The 20370-nt window shown below is 49.7% G+C and carries 28 protein-coding genes and 1 tRNA gene; 2 read left to right on the top strand and 27 right to left on the bottom strand.

Going from position 1 to position 20370, the window contains the following annotated elements:
- Window positions 1–103: 103 nt before the first annotated feature.
- The 3 genes from KKH67_03005 to KKH67_02995 are packed head-to-tail and all read right to left on the bottom strand — an operon-like array spanning window position 104 to window position 1441.
- The gene (locus KKH67_03005; protein MBU1318145.1) at window positions 104–445 is read right to left on the bottom strand and encodes a hypothetical protein; all 342 of its coding nucleotides are present in this window, start codon (window positions 443–445) and stop codon (window positions 104–106) included.
- Between the two features lie 48 nt (window positions 446–493).
- Window positions 494–1132: a hypothetical protein gene (locus KKH67_03000; protein MBU1318144.1), complete on the bottom strand. Its 639-nt coding sequence runs from the start codon at window positions 1130–1132 to the stop codon at window positions 494–496.
- 15 nt (window positions 1133–1147) lie between these two features.
- The gene (locus KKH67_02995; protein MBU1318143.1) at window positions 1148–1441 is read right to left on the bottom strand and encodes a DNA/RNA non-specific endonuclease; all 294 of its coding nucleotides are present in this window, start codon (window positions 1439–1441) and stop codon (window positions 1148–1150) included.
- Window positions 1442–1535: 94 nt separating this feature from the next.
- Here KKH67_02995 and KKH67_02990 point away from each other — a divergent pair.
- Window positions 1536–1607 (top strand) — tRNA-Gly (locus KKH67_02990).
- 82 nt (window positions 1608–1689) lie between these two features.
- On the top strand, window positions 1690–1875 hold the full coding sequence (locus tag KKH67_02985; GenBank protein ID MBU1318142.1) for a hypothetical protein: 186 nt from the start codon (window positions 1690–1692) through the stop codon (window positions 1873–1875).
- 97 nt (window positions 1876–1972) lie between these two features.
- Here the strand turns inward: KKH67_02985 and KKH67_02980 are convergent, their stop codons facing one another.
- From KKH67_02980 to KKH67_02865, 24 genes are all read right to left on the bottom strand, one after another.
- Entirely contained in the window at window positions 1973–2383 is a 411-nt protein-coding gene (locus KKH67_02980) for a response regulator (protein MBU1318141.1), read from the bottom strand.
- A gap of 70 nt (window positions 2384–2453) precedes the next feature.
- Window positions 2454–3062 carry a hypothetical protein gene (locus KKH67_02975; GenBank protein ID MBU1318140.1) on the bottom strand — a complete coding sequence of 203 codons (609 nt, stop codon included), beginning with the start codon at window positions 3060–3062 and terminating at the stop codon, window positions 2454–2456.
- A gap of 100 nt (window positions 3063–3162) precedes the next feature.
- Entirely contained in the window at window positions 3163–3513 is a 351-nt protein-coding gene (locus tag KKH67_02970; protein ID MBU1318139.1) for a hypothetical protein, read from the bottom strand.
- Window positions 3513–3872 (bottom strand): response regulator, encoded by a 360-nt coding sequence (locus tag KKH67_02965; protein MBU1318138.1) that lies wholly within the window; start codon window positions 3870–3872, stop codon window positions 3513–3515. The genes KKH67_02970 and KKH67_02965 overlap by 1 nt, the downstream gene beginning before the upstream one ends.
- Before the next feature lie 7 nt (window positions 3873–3879).
- Window positions 3880–5640 carry a GAF domain-containing sensor histidine kinase gene (locus KKH67_02960; protein ID MBU1318137.1) on the bottom strand — a complete coding sequence of 587 codons (1761 nt, stop codon included), beginning with the start codon at window positions 5638–5640 and terminating at the stop codon, window positions 3880–3882.
- Window positions 5641–5648: 8 nt separating this feature from the next.
- Window positions 5649–6260, bottom strand: a complete 612-nt coding sequence (locus tag KKH67_02955) for a hypothetical protein (protein ID MBU1318136.1) — start codon at window positions 6258–6260, stop codon at window positions 5649–5651.
- On the bottom strand, window positions 6257–6775 hold the full coding sequence (locus tag KKH67_02950) for a PilZ domain-containing protein (protein ID MBU1318135.1): 519 nt from the start codon (window positions 6773–6775) through the stop codon (window positions 6257–6259). The genes KKH67_02955 and KKH67_02950 overlap by 4 nt, the downstream gene beginning before the upstream one ends.
- A gap of 2 nt (window positions 6776–6777) precedes the next feature.
- Window positions 6778–7557 carry a flagellar brake protein gene (locus KKH67_02945; GenBank protein MBU1318134.1) on the bottom strand — a complete coding sequence of 260 codons (780 nt, stop codon included), beginning with the start codon at window positions 7555–7557 and terminating at the stop codon, window positions 6778–6780.
- A 5-nt stretch (window positions 7558–7562) separates the two neighbouring features.
- Window positions 7563–8744, bottom strand: a complete 1182-nt coding sequence (locus KKH67_02940) for a DUF2225 domain-containing protein (GenBank protein ID MBU1318133.1) — start codon at window positions 8742–8744, stop codon at window positions 7563–7565.
- Window positions 8745–8759: 15 nt separating this feature from the next.
- Window positions 8760–9116 (bottom strand): hypothetical protein, encoded by a 357-nt coding sequence (locus tag KKH67_02935; protein MBU1318132.1) that lies wholly within the window; start codon window positions 9114–9116, stop codon window positions 8760–8762.
- Between the two features lie 9 nt (window positions 9117–9125).
- Window positions 9126–9410, bottom strand: a complete 285-nt coding sequence (locus KKH67_02930) for a hypothetical protein (protein ID MBU1318131.1) — start codon at window positions 9408–9410, stop codon at window positions 9126–9128.
- Between the two features lie 18 nt (window positions 9411–9428).
- The gene (locus KKH67_02925) at window positions 9429–10190 is read right to left on the bottom strand and encodes a FliA/WhiG family RNA polymerase sigma factor (GenBank protein MBU1318130.1); all 762 of its coding nucleotides are present in this window, start codon (window positions 10188–10190) and stop codon (window positions 9429–9431) included.
- Window positions 10187–11140, bottom strand: coding sequence for an AAA family ATPase (locus KKH67_02920; GenBank protein ID MBU1318129.1), 954 nt, complete (start codon window positions 11138–11140; stop codon window positions 10187–10189). Before KKH67_02920 ends, KKH67_02925 begins: the two co-directional genes overlap by 4 nt.
- A complete protein-coding gene (locus tag KKH67_02915; GenBank protein ID MBU1318128.1) occupies window positions 11137–12243 on the bottom strand; it encodes a 50S ribosome-binding GTPase in 1107 nt (368 codons plus the stop codon). Before KKH67_02915 ends, KKH67_02920 begins: the two co-directional genes overlap by 4 nt.
- Window positions 12233–14317: a flagellar biosynthesis protein FlhA gene (gene flhA, locus KKH67_02910; protein MBU1318127.1), complete on the bottom strand. Its 2085-nt coding sequence runs from the start codon at window positions 14315–14317 to the stop codon at window positions 12233–12235. The genes KKH67_02915 and flhA overlap by 11 nt, the downstream gene beginning before the upstream one ends.
- Window positions 14317–15381 carry a flagellar biosynthesis protein FlhB gene (gene flhB / locus KKH67_02905; protein MBU1318126.1) on the bottom strand — a complete coding sequence of 355 codons (1065 nt, stop codon included), beginning with the start codon at window positions 15379–15381 and terminating at the stop codon, window positions 14317–14319. The genes flhA and flhB overlap by 1 nt, the downstream gene beginning before the upstream one ends.
- Before the next feature lie 3 nt (window positions 15382–15384).
- The gene (fliR, locus tag KKH67_02900) at window positions 15385–16170 is read right to left on the bottom strand and encodes a flagellar biosynthetic protein FliR (protein MBU1318125.1); all 786 of its coding nucleotides are present in this window, start codon (window positions 16168–16170) and stop codon (window positions 15385–15387) included.
- 247 nt (window positions 16171–16417) lie between these two features.
- Window positions 16418–16687, bottom strand: a complete 270-nt coding sequence (fliQ, locus tag KKH67_02895; GenBank protein MBU1318124.1) for a flagellar biosynthesis protein FliQ — start codon at window positions 16685–16687, stop codon at window positions 16418–16420.
- 7 nt (window positions 16688–16694) lie between these two features.
- The gene (gene fliP, locus KKH67_02890) at window positions 16695–17465 is read right to left on the bottom strand and encodes a flagellar type III secretion system pore protein FliP (protein ID MBU1318123.1); all 771 of its coding nucleotides are present in this window, start codon (window positions 17463–17465) and stop codon (window positions 16695–16697) included.
- Window positions 17466–17484: 19 nt separating this feature from the next.
- On the bottom strand, window positions 17485–17955 hold the full coding sequence (locus KKH67_02885) for a flagellar biosynthetic protein FliO (GenBank protein ID MBU1318122.1): 471 nt from the start codon (window positions 17953–17955) through the stop codon (window positions 17485–17487).
- A complete protein-coding gene (fliN, locus tag KKH67_02880) occupies window positions 17956–18570 on the bottom strand; it encodes a flagellar motor switch protein FliN (protein MBU1318121.1) in 615 nt (204 codons plus the stop codon).
- 10 nt (window positions 18571–18580) lie between these two features.
- On the bottom strand, window positions 18581–19561 hold the full coding sequence (gene fliM, locus KKH67_02875) for a flagellar motor switch protein FliM (protein MBU1318120.1): 981 nt from the start codon (window positions 19559–19561) through the stop codon (window positions 18581–18583).
- A gap of 12 nt (window positions 19562–19573) precedes the next feature.
- Window positions 19574–20146 carry a flagellar basal body-associated FliL family protein gene (locus KKH67_02870; protein ID MBU1318119.1) on the bottom strand — a complete coding sequence of 191 codons (573 nt, stop codon included), beginning with the start codon at window positions 20144–20146 and terminating at the stop codon, window positions 19574–19576.
- 8 nt (window positions 20147–20154) lie between these two features.
- Window positions 20155–20370: a flagellar FlbD family protein gene (locus KKH67_02865; protein ID MBU1318118.1), complete on the bottom strand. Its 216-nt coding sequence runs from the start codon at window positions 20368–20370 to the stop codon at window positions 20155–20157.

Genomic DNA, 20370 nt, shown 5'->3' with positions numbered 1-20370 from the left:
TTTCCACTCGACTTTCCAAATTACTTACATTACTATTCCTCATGAGCGTGTCCTCCTGCTCGGATAAACCCGAGTTCTCTTGTTTACTATTAAGAGGATACGCTCATTCTATTCTATCCACAACTTTTGAATATATCTCCTGCTTGGAGACTTGCAGCTCTTCGTCCGCTCGCATCAGATCCTCTGCCATAACTTTCTCAACATCACCAATGAGGCTATTCAGCTCTGTCTCTGTATACACTTTCTCCCTGTTCGGTGCCTCTTCTGCTGGCTGCTGATTGATCTGCAATTCAGTGTTCCCCACTCTCACTGTAGCCTTCCTCTCAAGCAATCGGCTGATCTGAGATCTGAAGAGTTTCATGGCTATCATCGCGAATATAAATGCCATAACCGGCCACGACAAGATCACTGCCAGATAATCTCGAATTAGCTGCACTATTTCCATCTACTCATCTCCCTGCACGGCTTTGGACTTCACAGCGTAATGACGCGGCTATTGGAGCAATTTTATTGTATCCGAGATCTTATCACAGATTCTCTTCGCTTGTGTGGCGAGAAAACCATAGCTTCGCCCCAAGTTATCATAGGCCGCAGTGATCAATTGGGGACTGGCATTCGCTGTGAAAGTGCAATTAAAATACAGCCAATAATGTTCGACTCCTTGGTTCCAGATATCGATTCGAAATAGGAGGATCAACAAGCTGCTCTGAACTCGGGTGGGAAGAACCGAGAGTTGGGTCAGCTGGGATCTCATGAATGCGAGATCGTACTTCTTGAGTTCAAGACCTTTCCCTTTGACGGCGGTGGCGTCCGCGTACTTGAGCAGTTCATCATTCGACAAAGAAGTTAGGTCGGCGAACCGCTTCTTTTGCTCATCGGACCGCGCGTCAGGGCCGTCATAAGTACAGTTTATGTCTACAATCCATCTAATCAGTTCTTCATCGATGGAGCGGTCCTTAAGGCGCAAATCGACTATTACCTGCGCCAGGAGGACCTGTAAATACTCCAATTCGGGAATGAGCGCGCTCTTCAGGTCTGACCCAAGTCTCCACCGACGAAACTGATCAAGAACCAGGGTCGTACCAATACCGATCAACCCGGCAATCAGCACGCCGATCACTAATTCACTCACAACCACTCCCCATCCTTACGGTACATCTACAAAAAACTCCCATCCGGTAATCTCCTCAATCTTCTCAACTCCGATCTCGTAATCTTCTGGATCGCCCGGCAACGTCTCCGACTGATTCGGCATCAGATACGCCAGTTCTGTGATCACGCTATCGTCTGTCATAAATAGAGCTGCTTTAAAGCAATGCGTCGGCACAGCCACTTGTCCCGAAAGAAGAATTCTGTACTTCTTGCTTGTTCCGTGCGTCAGGAATGAATCGAGTCTCAATGTCGTAGCGAACGGATTCATGATTTCCCCTTTAGCTAGCATCAACATTCAGTCAGAGCTGCTGACTGTCAACTGGAAACCCATCCGCTTCTAAGCTTGACATACCATACTGCAGGATTGTATACTTGTGCAGAGTGCACCGGTAATTCAGTGGTAGAATGCAAGCTTCCCAAGCTTGACGTCGCGGGTTCGAGTCCCGTCCGGTGCTCTTTTTCTATTTCAACTATATTCGTGCAGAGACACAGCCTCGGCTCACACTGTAGCACCTATCGTCGCGGGAAGCGATGAGATTGCCACGCTTCGCTCGCAATGACGCGACTTTGCATGGGGAGATAGCGAGATTGCCACGCTTCGCTCGCAATGACGCGACTTTGCATGGGGAGATAGCGAGATTGCCACGCTTCGCTCGCAATGACGCGACTTTGCATGGAGCGATAGCGGGATTGCCGCGCTATGCTCACAATGAAGTTATCTAGCGTCACAGGAGGAATGCGAAAGGCGCAGTTGTGCATTACGCAAGAAGGTGCCCCGTTCTATGTGATTATTGCGATGTCGGTGGTGTGACGGATCTAATTACTGTCTTAGTGTCGACTCGGCTTTCCTCTTGTTCGCGAGACTCCGCCAGTAGGCTCGCTCAATAATCATGCTGACTTCGATACTCTTGAATGGTTTGGTGATATAATCATCGGCGCCGAGCAGCAATGCGTCCTTGACCGAAAACGCATCTTCGTATCCGGTCATCATAATAGTGCCAACCCCGGGATGCTCCTCTTTGATTTTCCTAAGCAGCGCAAAACCATCCATTTCCGGCATCTTCACATCAGAAAGCACAATATCGATCTTGTTGTCGCTCAGAGTCTGAAGCGCTTCCATTGCTGATTGTGCCAGAAACACACTATAACCTTCCCTCTTCAGGATCTTGTCGAGAAGATTTCGGAGAATCGCCTCATCATCCACGACAAGGACATTCAACGTCTCATCCACGTGACCTCCAGTGCATATCCATAACAATATCTTCTTTCTCGAATTGTCGGTAGCTCGGATACGAATCCGGTCAACTCGTCTGTGATGTCTTCCTGGATCGTCCTATCCACGCATAGAGTGAAGCGACGAATTCGTCAGAGCTCACAAGAGAAACATCATCGCCTTTTCGCAAGAGTTTCCCAGTAGCAATCGCTCCAGTCTCCATGACAGAGCATACAGTGCCTCCGCTGCCTGAAACCACCTGCACGATGTCCTGGAATTCATCCATACCCTTCTTCTGTCCTCCTGCAAGCGCGAGCTTCAACTCACTACCATACGCTTCCCCTGCCGATTCAAGCAACTTCGCAACCGGGTCCCCTTCATTCTCCCCGCTTCCCATTCTACTTTTCACCATGCATGGCACACTTGAGGAGGTGTCGATCTTCGCTTTACAATTGTGTGGCAGCACACACACTGAACCGGGCAGTAGAGGATTAACATCACCCGCGTATTTGACGGTCAACTGCGATGTCTTGTTCCAGACATTGCAGAGAGCCTTAACCGTACCTGTTTGATATCCCTGACAGATCACAATCGGGACCGGGAAATCAGTCTCCAGCTGTGACAGAATTGAGTGAACTACAGGAGGTCCGCCCTCTGAAGTTATGATCACCAGGAGTCTTTCTATGCGCTTGTTCAAGCTTCATCCTTTCAAGACAATCTGATATTTGTATCGGAACGATCCCAGCCAATCTGAAGGGCACCGGCACGAATCTGGCTAAATACTTCTGTCTTGTCGGTCATTCGGGATCAGAGATATCAATTCCGCGCAGGAGTTCCATTATTTGCTTCGACCTATCGCGGATATTTATTTCCACTGTTTCGAGCTCTGAAAGATACTTCTCGGAATCTACCTCCCGTGCCGCTTCACCTGCAGCAGCCGTCTTGAGGACACTCGTCACCCTGTTGACAGTGTCGAGACATAGGTTCACAAGATCACTTGTCGATTTGCGAACCGAGGCTCTCGCCTCGCTCCCTCCGCTGAATTTCGTAGCAGCAATCGCCAGATTCAGCGTCGTTACTCGAATTTCTTCGACCAGGCTTTCCACTGCTCCCCAGTCGGTTTCCGATTTTGCGACAGTTCTCACCATCAGATTGATAGAATCTCCCTAATCTTGGTCTTCAATTCATTTAAGTCTGAGGACTTGACGACGTATGCATCAGCCAGCCATGAGTTGAAATCATCTTTGTAGATAGTGTATGCCGAATTCAACACCACCGGCAGTTCACGGTTGTCTCGTTTGATGCTGCCGAGAATATCAAGACCATCTCTCTCGGCCATTTTGATATCAAGCACCACAAGATCCGGTGCTTCTTTCGCTACCCAATCCAATGCCGCTTCGCCGGAATCGACCGACGATACTTCATAACCTTCGGCCTTGAGTTCGGCCGTGTACAGTTTTCTGATGTTCTCCTCATCATCGACTATCAGTATTTTGTTAGGCATCATTACACCCCTACTTCTGAAATGACATGTATATTCGAGGCTGCTGTTCGTGTAATTCGCAGCCCAGATGTCCGCCGTTATAGCTTATTGCCTCATTTGCAAGAGCGAGTCGCAAATCGGCTGTACTCGTCTGACTCTGGACAAAGCCTTTAAGGACTCCAATGGCCGTTTCGCGATCCATCGTCTGATCATCCGGCAGCACTTCGATCACACTGGCATCCTCTTCACCCGTGCTTATCAATCTCCAAAGGGCGCCCTTAGGAGATAGTTCGCCGAGAACTCCGACAACGTTGTAAAGACCGTGGAGAAGCAGGTCCTTGTGAGCCTGCACAATCACAGCGCTGTCACCTGCTACAGATTGCACACTAATGCCACGCTTCAGAAATGCTGGTTCCACCATCCGCACGACATCGCGAGCAAGCATGTTGAGATCGACGCTTTCGCATTCCTGCGAGTATGACTTCGAGAAGTCGAGGAGAATGTCGAGATGCTTTTCAATGCGCCGCGATTCCTTCTGAATAATCTCGGCACGTTCAATTGCGGTCTCGGAGAGTCCATCAGATTTCACGAGAAGACCAGCGAACCCTCCTATTACTGTTAGAGGGTTGCGCAATTCATGAGCGATCCGGTATGTCATCTCTCCCATCAATGAGAGCTTCTCCATGCGAATTATCTCTTTTTGAGTTTCCTCAAGCTGCCTGTTAACTTTTTCAATCTTCCCAGTATATGATTGAAGATTTTCATACAAGTGCGCTCTTTCAAGCGCTGTGGCGGCCTGACTTGCGAACATCTGCAGCTGTTCAAGGTCGGTTTCGGAGATTCGACGTCCAGTAATCAGATTGTCAGCAGCAATCACTCCGAGCACTCTTTTCCTCGTGTAAAGCGGGGCAATTGCGAGTTCAGGGGCACACAGCAATCGGCCCGTGGCATCTGCCAAAGTCGACAGCTGCTGCATGTCGGTAACACGGATTGGCTTTCTCGATAGGATCGAGTTGGCTAACGGTGAATGCTTGTCGTCGAACGGGAGTATCTGCTGTCTGACAATTCGATCGGTTTCCATGCTCGACAACTGGATGCTCCTGCGATAGCTCCTGATGATGCTTCTTAAGTCTTTGCCTTCGTCAGGGATCGTCCCCCAAATTCTTCCAGCCTCTTCCGCATTGATCGGACCGATAGCATGACACCCAACCAGTTCTCGGGAATTCTCATCGACAAGAAAGACGAATGCCCTGTTGAATCCGAGTCCTTCTCTGGCAGTAACCGCTATGAGCACGATCTTGAGGATATTCTCAGCCTCCATTGTGGCGCCGAGTTGGGCGCTGACTTGTGACACTATAGAGAGCTCGCTTTGCACAAGATTGAGTCGTTGCGACAGCCTCCAGGATTTGGTCCGATCTACAAGAATCCCTGCACAACCGGTGCTGCCATCATTCGTGACTACTGTTGGGATGAGGTGAAGTGTCGCACATCTCATGAATCCCGAACAGTCCGAGAAGTTGATCTCTTCAAGGCTTATTCTGGCACCGGAGTCGATCACATTACAAATCAACTGCTTCAGAGATACACCGAACATACTTTCGAGTTTTTCGAGAGATGTCGTGTACTGACCTGTATCTTCGCAATCGATGTATGGTCTGAACAGGTCATTAACGACTATAGAGTCGCAGTCCTGCTCCGTGAAGAATGTCGGAAATGGCAGATGTGATAATTCGATGGGTGTTAACCGCTGACGGTGCGGGGTTTGATTCCTGGATTCAATAGCTGTCGACATCCTGCCGCCTATCGGTTATGGGCCACCTTCATAATCTCTTCAGCGATCTTGTCGGATATCTCTTCTGCCATCTCGACAAATTTCGCCCTAACAGAAGTGTAATCCTGGACAAGCCCCGGATCATTCTTATCGTAATCGAGATACGACATCACCGCCGGACCTTTTCTGTTTGCTTCGAAGTACTCGGCAGCAACTGTCTCACCGACAAAGGAGTCCACTACGTACATGCGAACACCGAGAATGTATTTTCTGTGTTGACTCCTGAACACGTAAGGAATGAACGTGTGTGCAGATTTCTGAGTATCCGCCTTCTCGACTTTCAACCAGATCAGGTACCTCACCCCTACAGTTCCAGCAAGGTTTATCATCGCGTCTGGCACGAAGTACCTGGTTTCAGGGAAGGGATTCTCCTTCAACGCAGCTTCAGTTGCTTCTGGTGTTGCAATTCCTATTCCAGGGAATCCGACAATTCTACTGTAAATCCTGTCCGGCAGCTGAAGTTCCTGAAAGCCCTCTTCAGCGCCCTGGAAACAGATTGCAAATGACTGATCGCGGTCCGCGTAAGCGCAATTCGATACCCAAACGAGAATGATCAGCGCGATTGCGAGCGACTTGATCATTTGACCTTCCCCGTCACGCCTCCGGCAGTCTTCAACCTAAATACATGCTTATTAATCAATTCGCGCACTTTCTCGTCAAAGCTCGTGCACTGCTCCTTGAGTAACTGCTGATACTCTGCAGGACAGTTCCGATCGATATCCTCTTTCGTACAGAACTCGATACCGATATAATGTCTCGATTCATCCTCTGTGTCGCAGCGTTTAATCTTTCCGACTATCCCAGTCAGCTTCGCTGTAGCATTCAACTCGAATTCGAGTACAATATATTCGTCCTCAGGCATCGCATCAGTAGATTCGATAAGCATCCCGCCAGCGGAGACGTTAATCACTTCACCACGGAACGGGATCATTCCGGCTGTTTCGTTCTCTTCTGATGCAGGGACGAGAAGCTTAATGTCGATGGGCGACGTAATATCAAGTCTGACATAGCGCCGTCTCTGTTTCGATTGTACACTTCGCGCCTCTTCTAACTGGACGGACCACTCGCCGCGCTCTGTTTTTGATCTCACATCCATGTTCACAATTCACTCTCCTTGTGATATTCTCTTCGTCGGATTTTCACTTCTTCGTTGAATACAAAGTTCGAAATCAGATTGCGTTCGTTCTCACCGAACGTTTGATAAGGTTCTGGAAAGAACGACAGATCGATATTACCAATCTTCACTGAAAACTCCTCACGAGAGATCAGTTCGAACCCGATTAGCCACATCCCGGCGACATCTCTCTCACAGCGCGCGACCTTCGCCAGAGTTCGAAACACCCAGCCAGTCGCGGGCAATGATAGCTGCACTGAAAGGATTGAACCGGGCTTGATCGCATGATCGCTACTGAAAAGAATGCCGCCAGCGGACAGGTCATGGGTGGATGAGTGCTGCCACTCTAGGTCATCATATCTTTCGGTGCCTGCAATAACTCTTGAGACTTCCTTGAATCGAAATGCAATTGATATTTCTACTCTCGCAAATCTTCTTCTCTGAATCCGCTCGAAACTCCGCGGTGCCGCAAGAACGTACATCTCCCTCTGATTCGACGTGAAACTCCGCAGCACTTTGCTCGCGAACCTGTATGCACATACTGGACCGAAGTAGGTTACACCACAGGGAGAGCCTTCGCAGAATAGAGGCTCTCCGCTAAGCCACTCCGGTCGGGCAATTATGGGGCATTCTTCCTCGAAACCCTCAATGCGCGTCAGATATGTCCCGGACCTGCCCCCGAGCAGAAACTCAAGTTCAAGCTTGTCCCAGATCGACAATTCCGGGGTGACTAATTTTACAGTGCCTGTCTTATCTGCACGCATCTATCTCAGACCTTTTCGCTTTCCTTAAGATTCAGCTTTCCCTGTGCAAGTGCTAATTCAAGAATCTTGCGCGCTAGTGCAGTTCGAGCCATATCTCCCTTGTTCTGATAGACAAACTCCTGCGAACTCCTGATTGCGGCATTGAAATACTTTTTCGCCTCGTCGTGAGTTCCAAGTCTCCTGCAAAGCTCGCCAAGTATGTACTCCACTTGAATTTGTTGATTTCCTGATGATACCTGATGACCCGCTTCATAAGCGTTCTTGTAGAATCTGAATGACATCCTGAGCGCATCATGCTCGCTGAGAGGGACGAAGTCCCAACTGGTCCTCAACTGCTTCAGGAACTCACGGTAGGAATCGTAGCCACCGTATGGCGTCGCAAACACATCATCATCGCCGACAATCTGAATGCTGTCAGTGCTGATGCGAATCATTTCCTGGAAGCGACGAACGGAAGCTTCGAGACGCTCTCCTGCCCCTGAGAGGAATGCCAGAGCCTGGCTGTATCCTTCACGTAATTCGCCGGAGATCGCTTCAGTCGTAAACCCTGTATCTTCTAGATGATTCTTTACAGAATTGTGAAGTTTAAGACGGACGTCTTCGAACTTATTATATATGCTGTCGAGATTCCTCACGTGATCCTCAAGGTTGGATACATAGCTGAAATAGATGTTTTCGACTTCGGACTTGGGAGAGGTGCATTCTCTGAACATCCAGCCGACTCTGACGAAATACCTTGCAACATCAAGTACCGACGGACGATCGGACAGCATCTCATCGTATATTCCCAGAAGTAGCTTGTTTATCGCTGTCTGATGAGGGCATTTCTGAATATCTATATTGTCACCGAGCATCTTGATGACATTCTGGTCTTCCGCAAGGATTAGCGCATGCTTCTGCTTCATTGGCGCTAGCTTATAGTTTCTAAACGCCGTGTCATTCTTCCAGTCCTTAAACTTGGCCGTATATTCTCTTGTGAAGAAGCAGCTCGAACAAGTAGCCATGAAGTATAGCAGAGGATGGAATCTCTGATATCTTGTGTCTTTCCACTTGATTTCTGTGGGACAAAAGTCAGTGTCTCGCCCTCCCTCTACGTATGCGCCTACTTTGATCGTATCAAATTCATTCACCGTCTTGCATACGGGGCATTCAATCTTCTGCAGGTATAGTGGTGAATCATGTGTCATGTTTGAATTCCTTCCTCAGGCTGTCTGCCGAGATCCTTCTTCTATGATGCTTGACATGAACTCGCGTTCCGCTCTGGTTAAACTGACTGCCAGCCTTGTGTCCTTGCTATTGTGTCCAACAGATGGACCGGTCAGTCGGTTGATTACTCTCGCTCCCATGCCAGTGTTCTCGATGAGATCGGCTGAAGTCGGCATGCATGTGACAACGTCATTCATGATTTTGGGGAATGCGATCGAGCGGTTCGGCACTTGCTCTGACTGAGCTTCACGGACAGACCTTTCGCGGATAACCGCGAATATGACAGCGATCGCGGCGACTGTTGCGAAAAACAGTCCATCCAATACGATTTCCAATATTTGGTAATTGCTCATCCCACCCTCTTAAGCCTTCACATCCAGGTGAGGCTGCGATTGCTTCTTATTCTTATCCTTATTCATATCCCTTTTCTTTTTCTGTTTCTCATTTTGTTGCTTGTCTCTGTGAATAATCACTTCGTCCGTCTTTGGCAGTGGTGCAGTTTGTTCCTGTTTCTGAGTCATCTTGTTTTCGAGCTGCATGGCAAATTGCCGCTGATCCATGTCTGGTGCTGCCTTCTGAATCTGATTGACCTTCTCAGCCGCCAGCGTCTTGGCCATGTGGTCAGCTATGTCAATTGGCCGAACCATGCTAAATACCTCAAAAGACTATAGTCCAAACTTCTCCCTCACCATACCCCGAAGCTTCATGATCGATTTAGTATGGATCTGAGATACGCGAGACTCGGAGATCTGCATTACTTCGCCTATTTCCTTAAGCGTCAACTCCTCGTAGTAATAGAGCGCGATGACAAGCTTCTCCTGTTCAGAGAGATTCGATATCGCCACAACCAGAAATGCCCTCAACTCATCCTTTTCGATAGTGGCAATCACGCTGTCTCTAGAGTGATCTTCGACAGCCTCCACGCGGGGAATCTGTCTGTTATCCTCTTCGCCGTATATCATCTCGTCGAGCGAGAGTATTGTAGTGCCGGACACATCCCTGAGAGCATGGTGCAGATCGGACAAGCTGATATCCAGATGATCCGCGAGTTCGTCATTGTTGGGATTTCTTCCAAGATCGTTTTCAAGTTTGACGAGCGCTCTATCGATCTCGCGCGACTTGGCTCGCGTGGATCTCGGCACCCAATCAAGTGCTCTGAGTTCATCGAGAATCGCACCACGGATACGCGGTACTGCATAGGTTTCAAACTTCACACCACGATCCGGATCGAAATTGCTGAAGGCCTCTATCAAACCGATTACTCCAGTATTTACAAGATCAGAAAGTTCGACTGACTTCGGGAATCCCATAGCCATGCGGCCAGCCACGTTTTTCACGAGAGGCAGATACTTAACCAGAAGCTGTTCCCGGGTTTCCGGATCGCCGGTCTGGCGATAGGCCACCCAGATTTCTTCCTTCGCCTTCATAGAGAGTCCTTCCTTGAAGTTAGCAGAGAGCCCTCAACTTGGACAGATTTCACCGTCGGCTCTGGAGCTATATTAATGATATCGTCATTTTCTGATTTGAGATTTAGTGCTGAGAGTGGATCTCTCGCACCCCAATGAGCTTTCGCCCATAGGCTTAGGTCTGGTGGAATGCACGTCGTCAGCATCCGGGCAGTCGTCTCAATCGAGTCGCTCCACTGCGAATCGCCAAATCCAGCAGTCAAGATACTGTGATTCAACACGATAGGCCGAAGACCCCGGTACTCACATATGTGAGACATAGCTGGAATCTTGTGCTTGAGAAACTTCTCCATCATCAGGCGAAGATTCTCCGATGTGCGTTTTCCTTCCTGATCTGTATCTGCGCGGTTGACTGTGACTCCTATCCTGGCAGATGGGTCAGTCGTTAGCAGGTACTTTGCAACCGCATATGAATCTGCAACCGCGGCGATGTCGGGTGTTGTCACGAGCAGGACTATATCGGACAGTCTGGCTACGGTCGTAACTTTCGACGATATCCCCGCGCCACTATCTACAATTATCAAATCAAAATTTGCTTTCAGCCATTCCAGCATTGTCCTGCTATCTTCCACGCTGTGCGCGAATCTCCAGTCAGCATTGCTGAACCCGCTACCTGCCGGCAGAAGGCTGAAATTCTCCGAAATCGAGAGAATCGATTCTTCAAGCCTGCAAGTGGCTGCAAGAACATCTTCGATAGTGAACACCGGCGTCTGACCGGTCAGTATGTGCTGGTTTCCGAGTCCAAGATCAGCGTCAATCAAAAGAGTCCTGATGCCATCGAAAGCATGCTTGACCGCTAACGAAAGCGAAATAACGCTCTTGCCGACACCTCCCTTACCCGAAGTCACCGTCAGAGTGAGTGGACGAGAAAGGGCTGCCAGCCTGGTTTTCATGTCAGATGTTTGTGTCATATGCGCACCCCAATCGTACCGACCACCTTTCCAGCCAGATTCTTCATATTGGCGACCTGCAAATCTGCGGCAGAGGCTCTGCCCGTCGAGAAGAAAGAAAATCTGACCTTCTCGAGAATCGAGAGGTTAATAGCCGAACCATACACATGAGTCTGATCGAGAAATGTTAGTGCCGTTGCCGTTATTCCTACTGGCTTGAAGAAACTATGCCATCTTCGCAAATCCTGCCATCGACAGTAGGCAGGAAAAACAAGCCAGATTTCATCTACGCTAAGCCGATCGAGTTTCTCTAAGATGCTGTCTCGCTCTGAAACCGCTCCTACCGGGATACCGGGAGTATCGATCAGCACGATACCTGCTGATGCGAGATCGCGATGAGACGGTGCACCCGATACGCACGGTATTTTGAGAATATCGGCGAATCTCTTGAGTTCATCCGAAGCGGATGGCTTGAAATCGTCCAGTGTCGATAGTGTGACTTTCGTCTTCTTCTTGAAAAGGAAATGCGACGCCACCTTGGCTGTCAGAGAACTCTTCCCTGAGCCGGGAGGCCCAATCAGCGCGATGCTGGTCGCCTTCCCTGCATACAGCTTCACGTCGGCAGGCTCAGTGAGTCTTTCGCTGATCTCCGAGATTATCGCACTGCGGACCAATATCTCGTCAGTCAGGTCGATCTCAGATTTTTCTATGTCTGCAAGAATGCTCTCGGCCAATGTCGCATCGATATCCTGGTCGACGAGGTTTATGTAGTGTGGAGTCAGGTGCTCGCTTATGCGCTCACCGACAGCGCAGGTCTTGCCTGCGAAGGCAAGATATCTGACATCTTTTTGAAGCTCTCTAAGAATGTCCATTACTTCAGAAATGCTTTCTGCAGAAGCAACATTCTCGACACTCTTTGAATTGTTATGCCCCACTCCGCCCGATGAGATTGTGCCATCATCCACGCAGGCAGTGACCTGGAAGACTCTTCCACCGGGATGATTTCGTCCATCGCGTGCATCGAGTGGGGTCGTCTTCAGGATGATCGCATCGGAACCAAGTTCCCTCTTGACCAATCCCAGAGCTTCGGAGACAGTCTCCGCTTGGAAATTTCTAATTCGCATTTTCGCCCAACCCTATTATGGCTACTGAATAAACTTCGATTTCCGGTATAATCTCATTGTACGAGAGTACGGATACCGTCGGCCTGACTGATGCCAACAGCCTGCGCAACGCGAGTCTCAGATTGGCGGGAACCAATGCGAGCGGAATTTCTCCGGCACTGGCAAGCTTCTCTGCCTCGACTGTTACCTTCTGCAATATTCTTTCCGAAACCTCCGGGGGCAGAACAAATGTAAGCCCCGACTTCTGCGCCTGCACTGAGTCAGTCAGAATTTTTTCGATATTCGGATCGAGTGTGAAGACATTGATCTTACCCTCTGGATTGAGGAACATGTTCGTGATTGTCCTCCGCAGGGCAAGTCGTGAATATTCGCTCAACACATCCGGGTCCTTGGTGGCTTCGCCGTAGTCGGCTATTACTTCGAGGATCGATTGCATGTCTCTGATCGGAACCCGCTCTTCAAGCAGGTTTTGCATCACTTTGTGGAGCACACCGAGTGAGACGATCTCAGGAATGACTCCATCGATCGCCGCCGGCGCATCCTTCTTGACTCCGTCGATCAGATTCTGAACATCCTGTCTGGTGAGCACTTCAGCAGCATGTTCCTTCACCACTTCTGTTAGATGTGTGGCGATTACGGCAGCAGGCTCGACGACTGTGAAGCCTTTCATTTCAGCAAGATCCTTGAGATTCGCTATGATCCACTTCGCTTGCAGTCCGAAGGCCGGGTCAACAGACTTGAATCCTTCCAGATCATCTTTCAGATTGCCGGGATTGATCGCGAGAAGGTGGTCGACCATCAACTCGTATTTAGCGACCGTGATGCCTTTTACTTTCAACTCGTACTGATTCGGCTTCAGTTGGACATTATCGCGAATCCTGATCGGAGGTACTATAATTCCAAGCTCCTGTGCGAGCTGCTTGCGAATCATGCCGACCCGTGCCAGCAAATCACCTTCCTGCTGTACATCGACGAGGGGGATCAGTCCGTAACCGATCTCCAGCTCCAGCGTGTCGAGTCGTAAGAAATCTTCAGCCTGCGCCTCGGGAGTTTCTTCATGTTCTGGACGCTGTACTTCGGTGTCACCCTGCGCATTCTTCTTCGCCTCTCGCTGTGACTTGGAGAGCGTGATGCCGGTGATTCCGACGAGAATTCCGAGGATGCCGAAAGGAATCGATGGAAGACCCGGCATGAGTGCAAAGAAGAAAAGAATTCCGGACGCTATGAGAATTGCCCTGGGACGACTCAACAATTGTCGGCTCATTTCCGAACCGAGGTTGGCGCTTGATGCTGCACGCGTCACCAGAAGTCCCGCCGATGTTGCGATGATCAGCGCTGGGACCTGCGACACAAGACCATCACCAACAGAGAGCAGTGTATATGTAGTCAGTGCTTCCTTGATCGGCATGCCTTTCTGGAGCACGCCGATTATGAATCCACCGATGACATTAATGATCGTAATCAGTATTCCGGCAATGGCGTCACCGCGAACGAATTTGGAGGCACCATCCATAGCTCCGTAGAAATCCGCCTCCTTGGAAATATCTTCTCGTCGCCTACGTGCATCAGCTTCGGTGACCAACCCCGCATTTAGATCAGCATCGATAGCCATCTGTTTGCCGGGCATCGCATCGAGAGTGAATCTCGCGGCCACCTCGGAAATCCTGCCGGCTCCTTTAGTGATGACCACAAACTGGATAACGACCAGAATCAGGAATACGATGAAACCAACGACATAATTGCCTTTGACAACAAATGTGCCGAATGCATTGATAACGTCGCCCGCGAAGGCCTCGCCCAGAATCAATCTCGTCGATGCCACGTTGAGTGATAGTCTAAGCAGCGTGACAACGAGCAGCATACCGGGGAACACGGAGAGTTCGAGCGGACGATTGATATAGAGCGTCGTAAGCAGTACTATAATCGAAAACGATATGTTGAATGCCAGAAGCACATCGAGAAGAGCCGGCGGCACAGGTATAACGAGTACAATCAAGATACACATTACGCCAAGCGCCAGGAAGATATCGGCGTGTTTACCGAATCCGCTCGTTGTCGACGGAGCTGATGGCATCAATATCCGCCCTTCAATCTGTAAACGTATGCCAGCACTTCAGCCACCGCTCTGAATAGGCTCACCGGAATCTGCATGCCGGTATCACACGCCTTGAACAAAGCGCGGGCCAATGGCCTATTCTCGATCACGGGGATGTCATGCTCCCTCGCGATTTCTTTTATGCGTTCTGCTATGAGCCTTTGTCCTTTGGCGACGACAACAGGGGCATCCATAGTCTCCGTGTCGTATTTTAGCGCTACGGCGAGATGAATCGGGTTGGTCACCACTACATCAGCCTTCGGCACGTCGGACATCATCCGTCGGAATGCGGCATCCCGCTGTAAGTGGCGGATGCGGCTCTTGACCAGGGGATCACCTTCTGTGTGTTTCATCTCTTCCTTTATCTCCTGCTTGGTCATTCTTATCGATTTTTCAAAATCCCATTTCTGGAAGGCGTAATCAGCTACAGCCAACACCGCAAGCATCAGACTGCACTTGAGTGCGACACGGAACATTGCAGCTCCGATGAAGCTGAGCACTTGAGAGACAGACATGTCGGGAAGCTGATTCACGAACTTCAATTCTGAACTAACAGCGTAATACCCGACAACGCCGATGAGCGCCAGCTTGAACACGTCTTTCCCAAGTTCAAAAAGTGACTTGGTTGAGAGAAGCTTCATTATGCCCTTGAACACGTCAAGCTTCTCCAACTTCGGCTCAAGAGGCTTTGTGCTGACGACAAAACCGACCTGAAGGACGTTTGATACGGTGCCTATCACGACCAAAACGAGGACTATAGGACCGGTTGCGATTGCAAATGTCATCATTCCCTGCTTGAAATACAGGCTGAAGCTCGATGCAGTTACTGCGTGTTCAGCGGCGTTGGAGAACACAAATATCGCAAGCTCCTTTATGTGCCCAATCGAAAAGGGAATCGCGAAGTACATAGTCGCTAGCCCGAACAGGAGTATCATCAGCGATGACAATTCCTGCGATTTTGCGACCTTTCCCTCTTTGCGCGCCTCACGACGCCTTCTCGGGGTTGCCGGCTCGGTTTTTTCCTGTGCGGGCTGGTCAGCCAATGGTTACCTCGCTAACGAGACTATCATCTGACTGAGGCCGTCCTGAAGCCTCATCAGACTCTGTTGAAAAATGTATGCGAATATCGGTAGTGATATTCCCACGACGAACAAGCCGATCATGATCTTCAGTGGAAAGCCAACTATGAAAATGTTCATCTGTGGGACGGTCCTCGAGAGCACACCGAGTGCGCAATCTGTAAGGAGAAGTGCCAGCATTACCGGGCTGGCTATTTTCACGGCGATCACAAACGCCCCGGCACTCATGCGAATCAGCTCATTTGCATTCTGAATGTGTAACTGGACAGTCGCCATGGGAACCAGCTTGAAGCTGTCCACCATGCCGGACAAAATCATGTGATGACCATCCATCATCAGGAAGAGAAGTGTCGCGAGCAAAAACTGGAACTGACCAATGATCGATATATTCTGTGATGTCGTTGGATCTATGACGTTGACAATAGCGAAGCCAACCTGGAAACCGATGAGCCCACCGGCAAACTGAACTCCTATGAACAGCAGGTAGAACATGAATCCGATCAGAGCGCCCAGCAAGAATTCTGTCACGCCAACGCCGAGGAGCTCAAGAAGGCCAGACGGTGAAACAAACACAGCTGGTTTCGCAAACGGGAAGATTAGGAATGAAAGAATCATCGCGAAAGCGAACTTGATCTGCACCGGGAGTGTCTTGTGACTGAAGATCGGCGCTGTGGCCATTATGCCGGCCGAACGAAACATGCTCAGTAGAAAGATCTCTATCTGGCTTTGTGTGATATCGAAGATTGAGTTCATTCAGTCGGTCTCGCAAGTCGGTGTTTCGTGTCAATCATACTGCACTGACACTTTGCAAACCTTATGCCCGACTCCGCCACACTACCTAAGCTATTGTGTTACGGCATGTTGCGCCCATTCGGGAACCAATCGCAGACATTATGAGGCTTGTTTGGGGGAATTATTTTCCAAAATGAGGAAATCTTTTCGCGAGAATCGACAAAGCAGGCTGGCTCTCAGGCACTTATCCGCAGCCGAGTTTCGCTTTTTACCCGACCAGACCCGGAATCGACTCGAAGAGTCGGGTTGTGAAGTCAGTGACGATTGAGATCATCCACGGCAGGAACAGGATCAGTGCGAATGCAACTGCCACAATCTTCGGGATGAATGTCAGTGTCATTTCGTGAATCTGTGTGACAGCCTGAAAAATCGAGATTATCAATCCGATGATCAGTCCGAAAGCAAGCATGGGGCCTGCAACCAGCAAGGTCAGCATGATCGCCTCTCTCCCAAGCCCCAGTACGAAATCTACAGTCATGGTACTCCTACTTATAGAAGCTCATCACAAGTGAATTCACCAACAGATACCACCCATCCACCAGCACAAACAGTAGTATCTTGAAAGGTAGTGCCACCATGATTGGCGGCAGCATGAGCATACCCATTGACATCAAGACCGATGCCACCACCATGTCTATTACCAGAAACGGTATGAACACGACAAATGAAATCTGAAACGCAATCCGCAATTCAGATATGATGAAACCAGGAATCAGGACCCATATCGGAATGTCTTGCGCGTTCTGTGGTCGTTCCATTCCGGAGAATTTAACAAACAGCGCAATATCCTTCTCTCTGGTCTGCTTGAGCATGAATTCCCGGATAGGCTGCATGCCTCTCTCGTACGTCTCTTCCTGTGAAATCTCACCGTCGAGATATGGTTTGATTGCATCCTTGTGAACTTGACCGATGATAGGTGCCATGATGAAAATCGTCAGGATTAGCGAAAGTCCGACAATCAGTTGAGCCGGTGGCATCTGCTGAGTGCCGATCGCCTGCCTTACAAACGACAGTACGATTACGATTCTCGTGAAGGATGTCAGCATCATCACAATCGATGGCGCAAGTGTCAGAACTGTCAGCAGAAGTACAATCTGAAGCGTTGTGGAAAGATCCTTCGGACTGTTCGCCTCGGTAACTTCAACGGAGATCTTCGGCAATCCTTGCGCGGCCAGATCTGTGGGAAGCAGCATGTACAACACAATTGCTACTCCCGCCAGCGACAGAACTATTCCTATTAGTCCTTTTTTTGGCATCAGCTTAGCACTTTCTTTACTACAGCTTGGAAGTCAGCGTCGATAGATGCGACCTCGCCTGCTGCAGGTATGTTCTAAATGGCGATCCTTTTTCTCTCGCTCCATTCTTCACGGGAGCGGAGAAATTCTGATCGCTCACATCCGCGACCAGGTTAACGTTGCTTTCAGACACTCCCAACAGAAGCACTTTCTCCCCAACGCGCATTAGACATACGAATTTCTTGGGTGCAAAGTAGCTACGTTCGAGAACTTCCAATGATCCCTTGCCACCGAGGATGCCTGATTTCCCCAGTGTGAATTTCCTCATCACTATCATCGAGACATATATCAGCGCGACGATGACAATGACCGCAATCGCAAGTTTCATCATTGCCGGCCAGAGGCCGTCGGAAACATCAGGTAACGGTACAGGCTCCACTCCCTCTTGACCGAACACAGGAGAGGTCATCGCGGTAGCCGCTGCTGCGAACAGTGTCGGGAATATTCGCATCTAAGCCCCCAGACTCTTCAGTCTCTCATCCGTAGATATGAGACTTGTCACACGAAGTCCGAAGTTCTCATCGATTACTACAACTTCGCCTTTTGCAACAGCCTTGTTGTTAACAAGCAGGTCAACCGGTTCCCCCGCTAGCTTGTCCAACTCAACAACAGATCCCGGACTGAGATTCAGTATCTCCTGAATGCTCATCGTCGTCCTGCCAAGTTCGATCGAGACAGGCAGATCAACATCAAGCAGCATATCCAGATTCTGTGGTCCAGATGCTCTCCCTGCGTTGTTAAGCTGCCTGAAATTAGCAGACTTGGCTTCTGTCACACCAGCTGCAGCATCTTCGGAGAACGACCCACCGATGTCGGCGAACGATGACTCCACCGAGTCACTGACACCATCCATGGAGTCAATAGAATCGACAAGGTCGCCATCAGAAGCGTCATCAGGGGACATATTGTCCATACCTGACTGAGCAGCTTCTCCATCCTCTGATGGATTAGCACCGTCGTTCTTCTCAGCTTCCGGTGACTGCTGCCCTTCAGGCGAATCAGTGCCCTCCATACCATCTTCGGGTTCTGTCACCAATTCCTCCTGTGGCAGTGCTTGGTCAGTCATTTCTCATCTCCTATTCTGAGTAAGCGCCAACTATCTCGCAGCCGCGCATCTTTCCATGTAATCCAGGTCTCGCCAGAAACTTGGGGCGACCGTTGACATTCAATTCGATCGGTTCGGCAGCTTTTCGTTCCAGAGTCACGATATCTCCGACCCTTAACCTCAGGAAATCGCGTATCGTTAGCGTTGTTGTCCCGAGTTCAGCTGAGATCGGGATTCTGACTTTTTGTAGACTGTTCTGCATATCGTGCGACTCTCGCTCACCACCTGCTTTTGATTCGGAGTCCATCCAATGCTGGGCAGTCAACCGATCTACAAGTGGCTCGAGAGTAACGTACGGGTAGCAAATCGTCAGCAAACCGGATGACCCAAACATTCTGATCTGAAAAGATATCACGATCACGGATTCACCCGGAGGGATGATCTGAACAAACTGCGGGTTTGTCTCGAAACCGGCCCGTTTGAAATCGAGGCTTTCAATGTGAGCCCAGGCCGTGCCGAGCTCATCGAAGACCTTGTTGCCTATTCTGATCATCACGCTCTTCTCGATTCCGGTGAGTTCCCGATCCGTCTCAAGAATCTTCCCCGTGCCGCCGAACATTCTGTCGACAAACAGGAAGCAGAGCGTCGGATTGAAATCGACGATCGCCGCACCGTCAAGCGGGTCCATCCCCACGGTAAATGTGCAGCTGGGATTCGAGAGCGACATCAGGAATTCGGAATACGTGATCTGATCGACAGATGCAAGCCTCACGTCAACCATAGAACGCGTGACAGTCGACAAAGAAGACGCCAGATGTCCCGCAAAGTTGTCGTGGATATTCTCAAGATTCCTGATCTGATCTTTGGAAATCCTGTTAGGATGCTTGAAATCGTATGCGATTACGGAGCGATATTCCTGTTCGCCTTCATCGAACGTCTCATCTGTCTGATCATTCGACGACACCGTCGACAGCAGCGCATCAATCTCATCCTGTGATAGAATCTTCGCCATATCTAAGTCGCCCTACTGGAGCACGAAATCCTTGAAGTATACAGCCGTAGCCTTCGCAGGATCGGCCAGTTGATTAATCTTGTCCAGAATTTGAGTCCGGAGAGACTCCCGCGATCTGGTATCTGCAAGTTCATCGACCGTTCTTGCTGACAGAATTGTTATCAGTGCGTCTCTGATCTTTATTTCTCGGGACTCGAAGATCTGTAAATCTCCAGCTTTTCTCAATTCGAACGCCACCGAACACGACAGAAAGCGCGATCCGACTGTGCTGGCCGGGTTGACGATAATCTGGCTGACCTCAAACAACTGTTCTTCGCCTGCGCCAGCAGCTTCTCCGTGACCGCCGCCGCTATGCTCCGGTTCCGGCACCTCTGCCACCTCTTCTGATGCAGCCGATGGATCATGTGCCAACATCGGTTTGAGAACCTTGGCAGTAACGATGTAACCTGATAGAACAGCAACAATCGCCACAACGGCAATCACCGCTATTTTGACGAAGAGCTGCGTCGTACGTCCGGCAGATGCTCCGGCTTTGACATCTTCCGGATTCTTTACCGCCTGATCTGCTTCTTTAACTTCCGGCATATCTGCTCCTAGCTACGCTCCTGAGGTTCCCCAGAGGCGATAAAGCCGCTGGAGAGCCTCCTGAAGCTTGCGACACGCTCTATCACATCGTCAATCGACTCCTTGACCATGATCTTCTTGCCTGTTGTCAGACTAATGATCGTGTCGGGAATCGCTTCCACGAATTCGATAAGATCCGCGTTGATTACGAGTTGCGTGTCATTTAAGCGGGTGACCTTTATCAT

The sequence above is a fragment of the Candidatus Zixiibacteriota bacterium genome (genome assembly GCA_018820315.1).
GTDB lineage: Bacteria > Zixibacteria > MSB-5A5 > JAABVY01 > JAHJOQ01 > JAHJOQ01.
The sequence above is the reverse complement of the archived record's forward strand: the minus strand, read 5'-3'. Positions and strand labels throughout refer to the sequence as shown.

Bases quoted from the DNA above. Each gene is read 5' to 3' on its own strand.
- KKH67_03005 (MBU1318145.1), bottom strand. From the start codon at position 445: ATGGAAATAGTGCAGCTAATTCGAGATTATCTGGCAGTGATCTTGTCG.
- KKH67_02995 (MBU1318143.1), bottom strand. From the start codon at position 1,441: ATGCTAGCTAAAGGGGAAATCATGAATCCGTTCGCTACGACATTGAGA.
- KKH67_02970 (MBU1318139.1), bottom strand. From the start codon at position 3,513: ATGGTGAGAACTGTCGCAAAATCGGAAACCGACTGGGGAGCAGTGGAA.
- KKH67_02965 (MBU1318138.1), bottom strand. From the start codon at position 3,872: ATGATGCCTAACAAAATACTGATAGTCGATGATGAGGAGAACATCAGA.
- KKH67_02960 (MBU1318137.1), bottom strand. From the start codon at position 5,640: ATGTCGACAGCTATTGAATCCAGGAATCAAACCCCGCACCGTCAGCGG.
- KKH67_02955 (MBU1318136.1), bottom strand. From the start codon at position 6,260: ATGATCAAGTCGCTCGCAATCGCGCTGATCATTCTCGTTTGGGTATCG.
- KKH67_02950 (MBU1318135.1), bottom strand. From the start codon at position 6,775: ATGGATGTGAGATCAAAAACAGAGCGCGGCGAGTGGTCCGTCCAGTTA.
- KKH67_02945 (MBU1318134.1), bottom strand. From the start codon at position 7,557: ATGCGTGCAGATAAGACAGGCACTGTAAAATTAGTCACCCCGGAATTG.
- KKH67_02940 (MBU1318133.1), bottom strand. From the start codon at position 8,744: ATGACACATGATTCACCACTATACCTGCAGAAGATTGAATGCCCCGTA.
- KKH67_02935 (MBU1318132.1), bottom strand. From the start codon at position 9,116: ATGAGCAATTACCAAATATTGGAAATCGTATTGGATGGACTGTTTTTC.
- KKH67_02930 (MBU1318131.1), bottom strand. From the start codon at position 9,410: ATGGTTCGGCCAATTGACATAGCTGACCACATGGCCAAGACGCTGGCG.
- KKH67_02925 (MBU1318130.1), bottom strand. From the start codon at position 10,190: ATGAAGGCGAAGGAAGAAATCTGGGTGGCCTATCGCCAGACCGGCGAT.
- KKH67_02920 (MBU1318129.1), bottom strand. From the start codon at position 11,140: ATGACACAAACATCTGACATGAAAACCAGGCTGGCAGCCCTTTCTCGT.
- KKH67_02915 (MBU1318128.1), bottom strand. From the start codon at position 12,243: ATGCGAATTAGAAATTTCCAAGCGGAGACTGTCTCCGAAGCTCTGGGA.
- flhA (MBU1318127.1), bottom strand. From the start codon at position 14,317: ATGCCATCAGCTCCGTCGACAACGAGCGGATTCGGTAAACACGCCGAT.
- fliR (MBU1318125.1), bottom strand. From the start codon at position 16,170: ATGAACTCAATCTTCGATATCACACAAAGCCAGATAGAGATCTTTCTA.
- fliQ (MBU1318124.1), bottom strand. From the start codon at position 16,687: ATGACTGTAGATTTCGTACTGGGGCTTGGGAGAGAGGCGATCATGCTG.
- fliP (MBU1318123.1), bottom strand. From the start codon at position 17,465: ATGCCAAAAAAAGGACTAATAGGAATAGTTCTGTCGCTGGCGGGAGTA.
- KKH67_02885 (MBU1318122.1), bottom strand. From the start codon at position 17,955: ATGCGAATATTCCCGACACTGTTCGCAGCAGCGGCTACCGCGATGACC.
- fliN (MBU1318121.1), bottom strand. From the start codon at position 18,570: ATGACTGACCAAGCACTGCCACAGGAGGAATTGGTGACAGAACCCGAA.
- fliM (MBU1318120.1), bottom strand. From the start codon at position 19,561: ATGGCGAAGATTCTATCACAGGATGAGATTGATGCGCTGCTGTCGACG.
- KKH67_02870 (MBU1318119.1), bottom strand. From the start codon at position 20,146: ATGCCGGAAGTTAAAGAAGCAGATCAGGCGGTAAAGAATCCGGAAGAT.
- KKH67_02865 (MBU1318118.1), bottom strand. From the start codon at position 20,370: ATGATAAAGGTCACCCGCTTAAATGACACGCAACTCGTAATCAACGCG.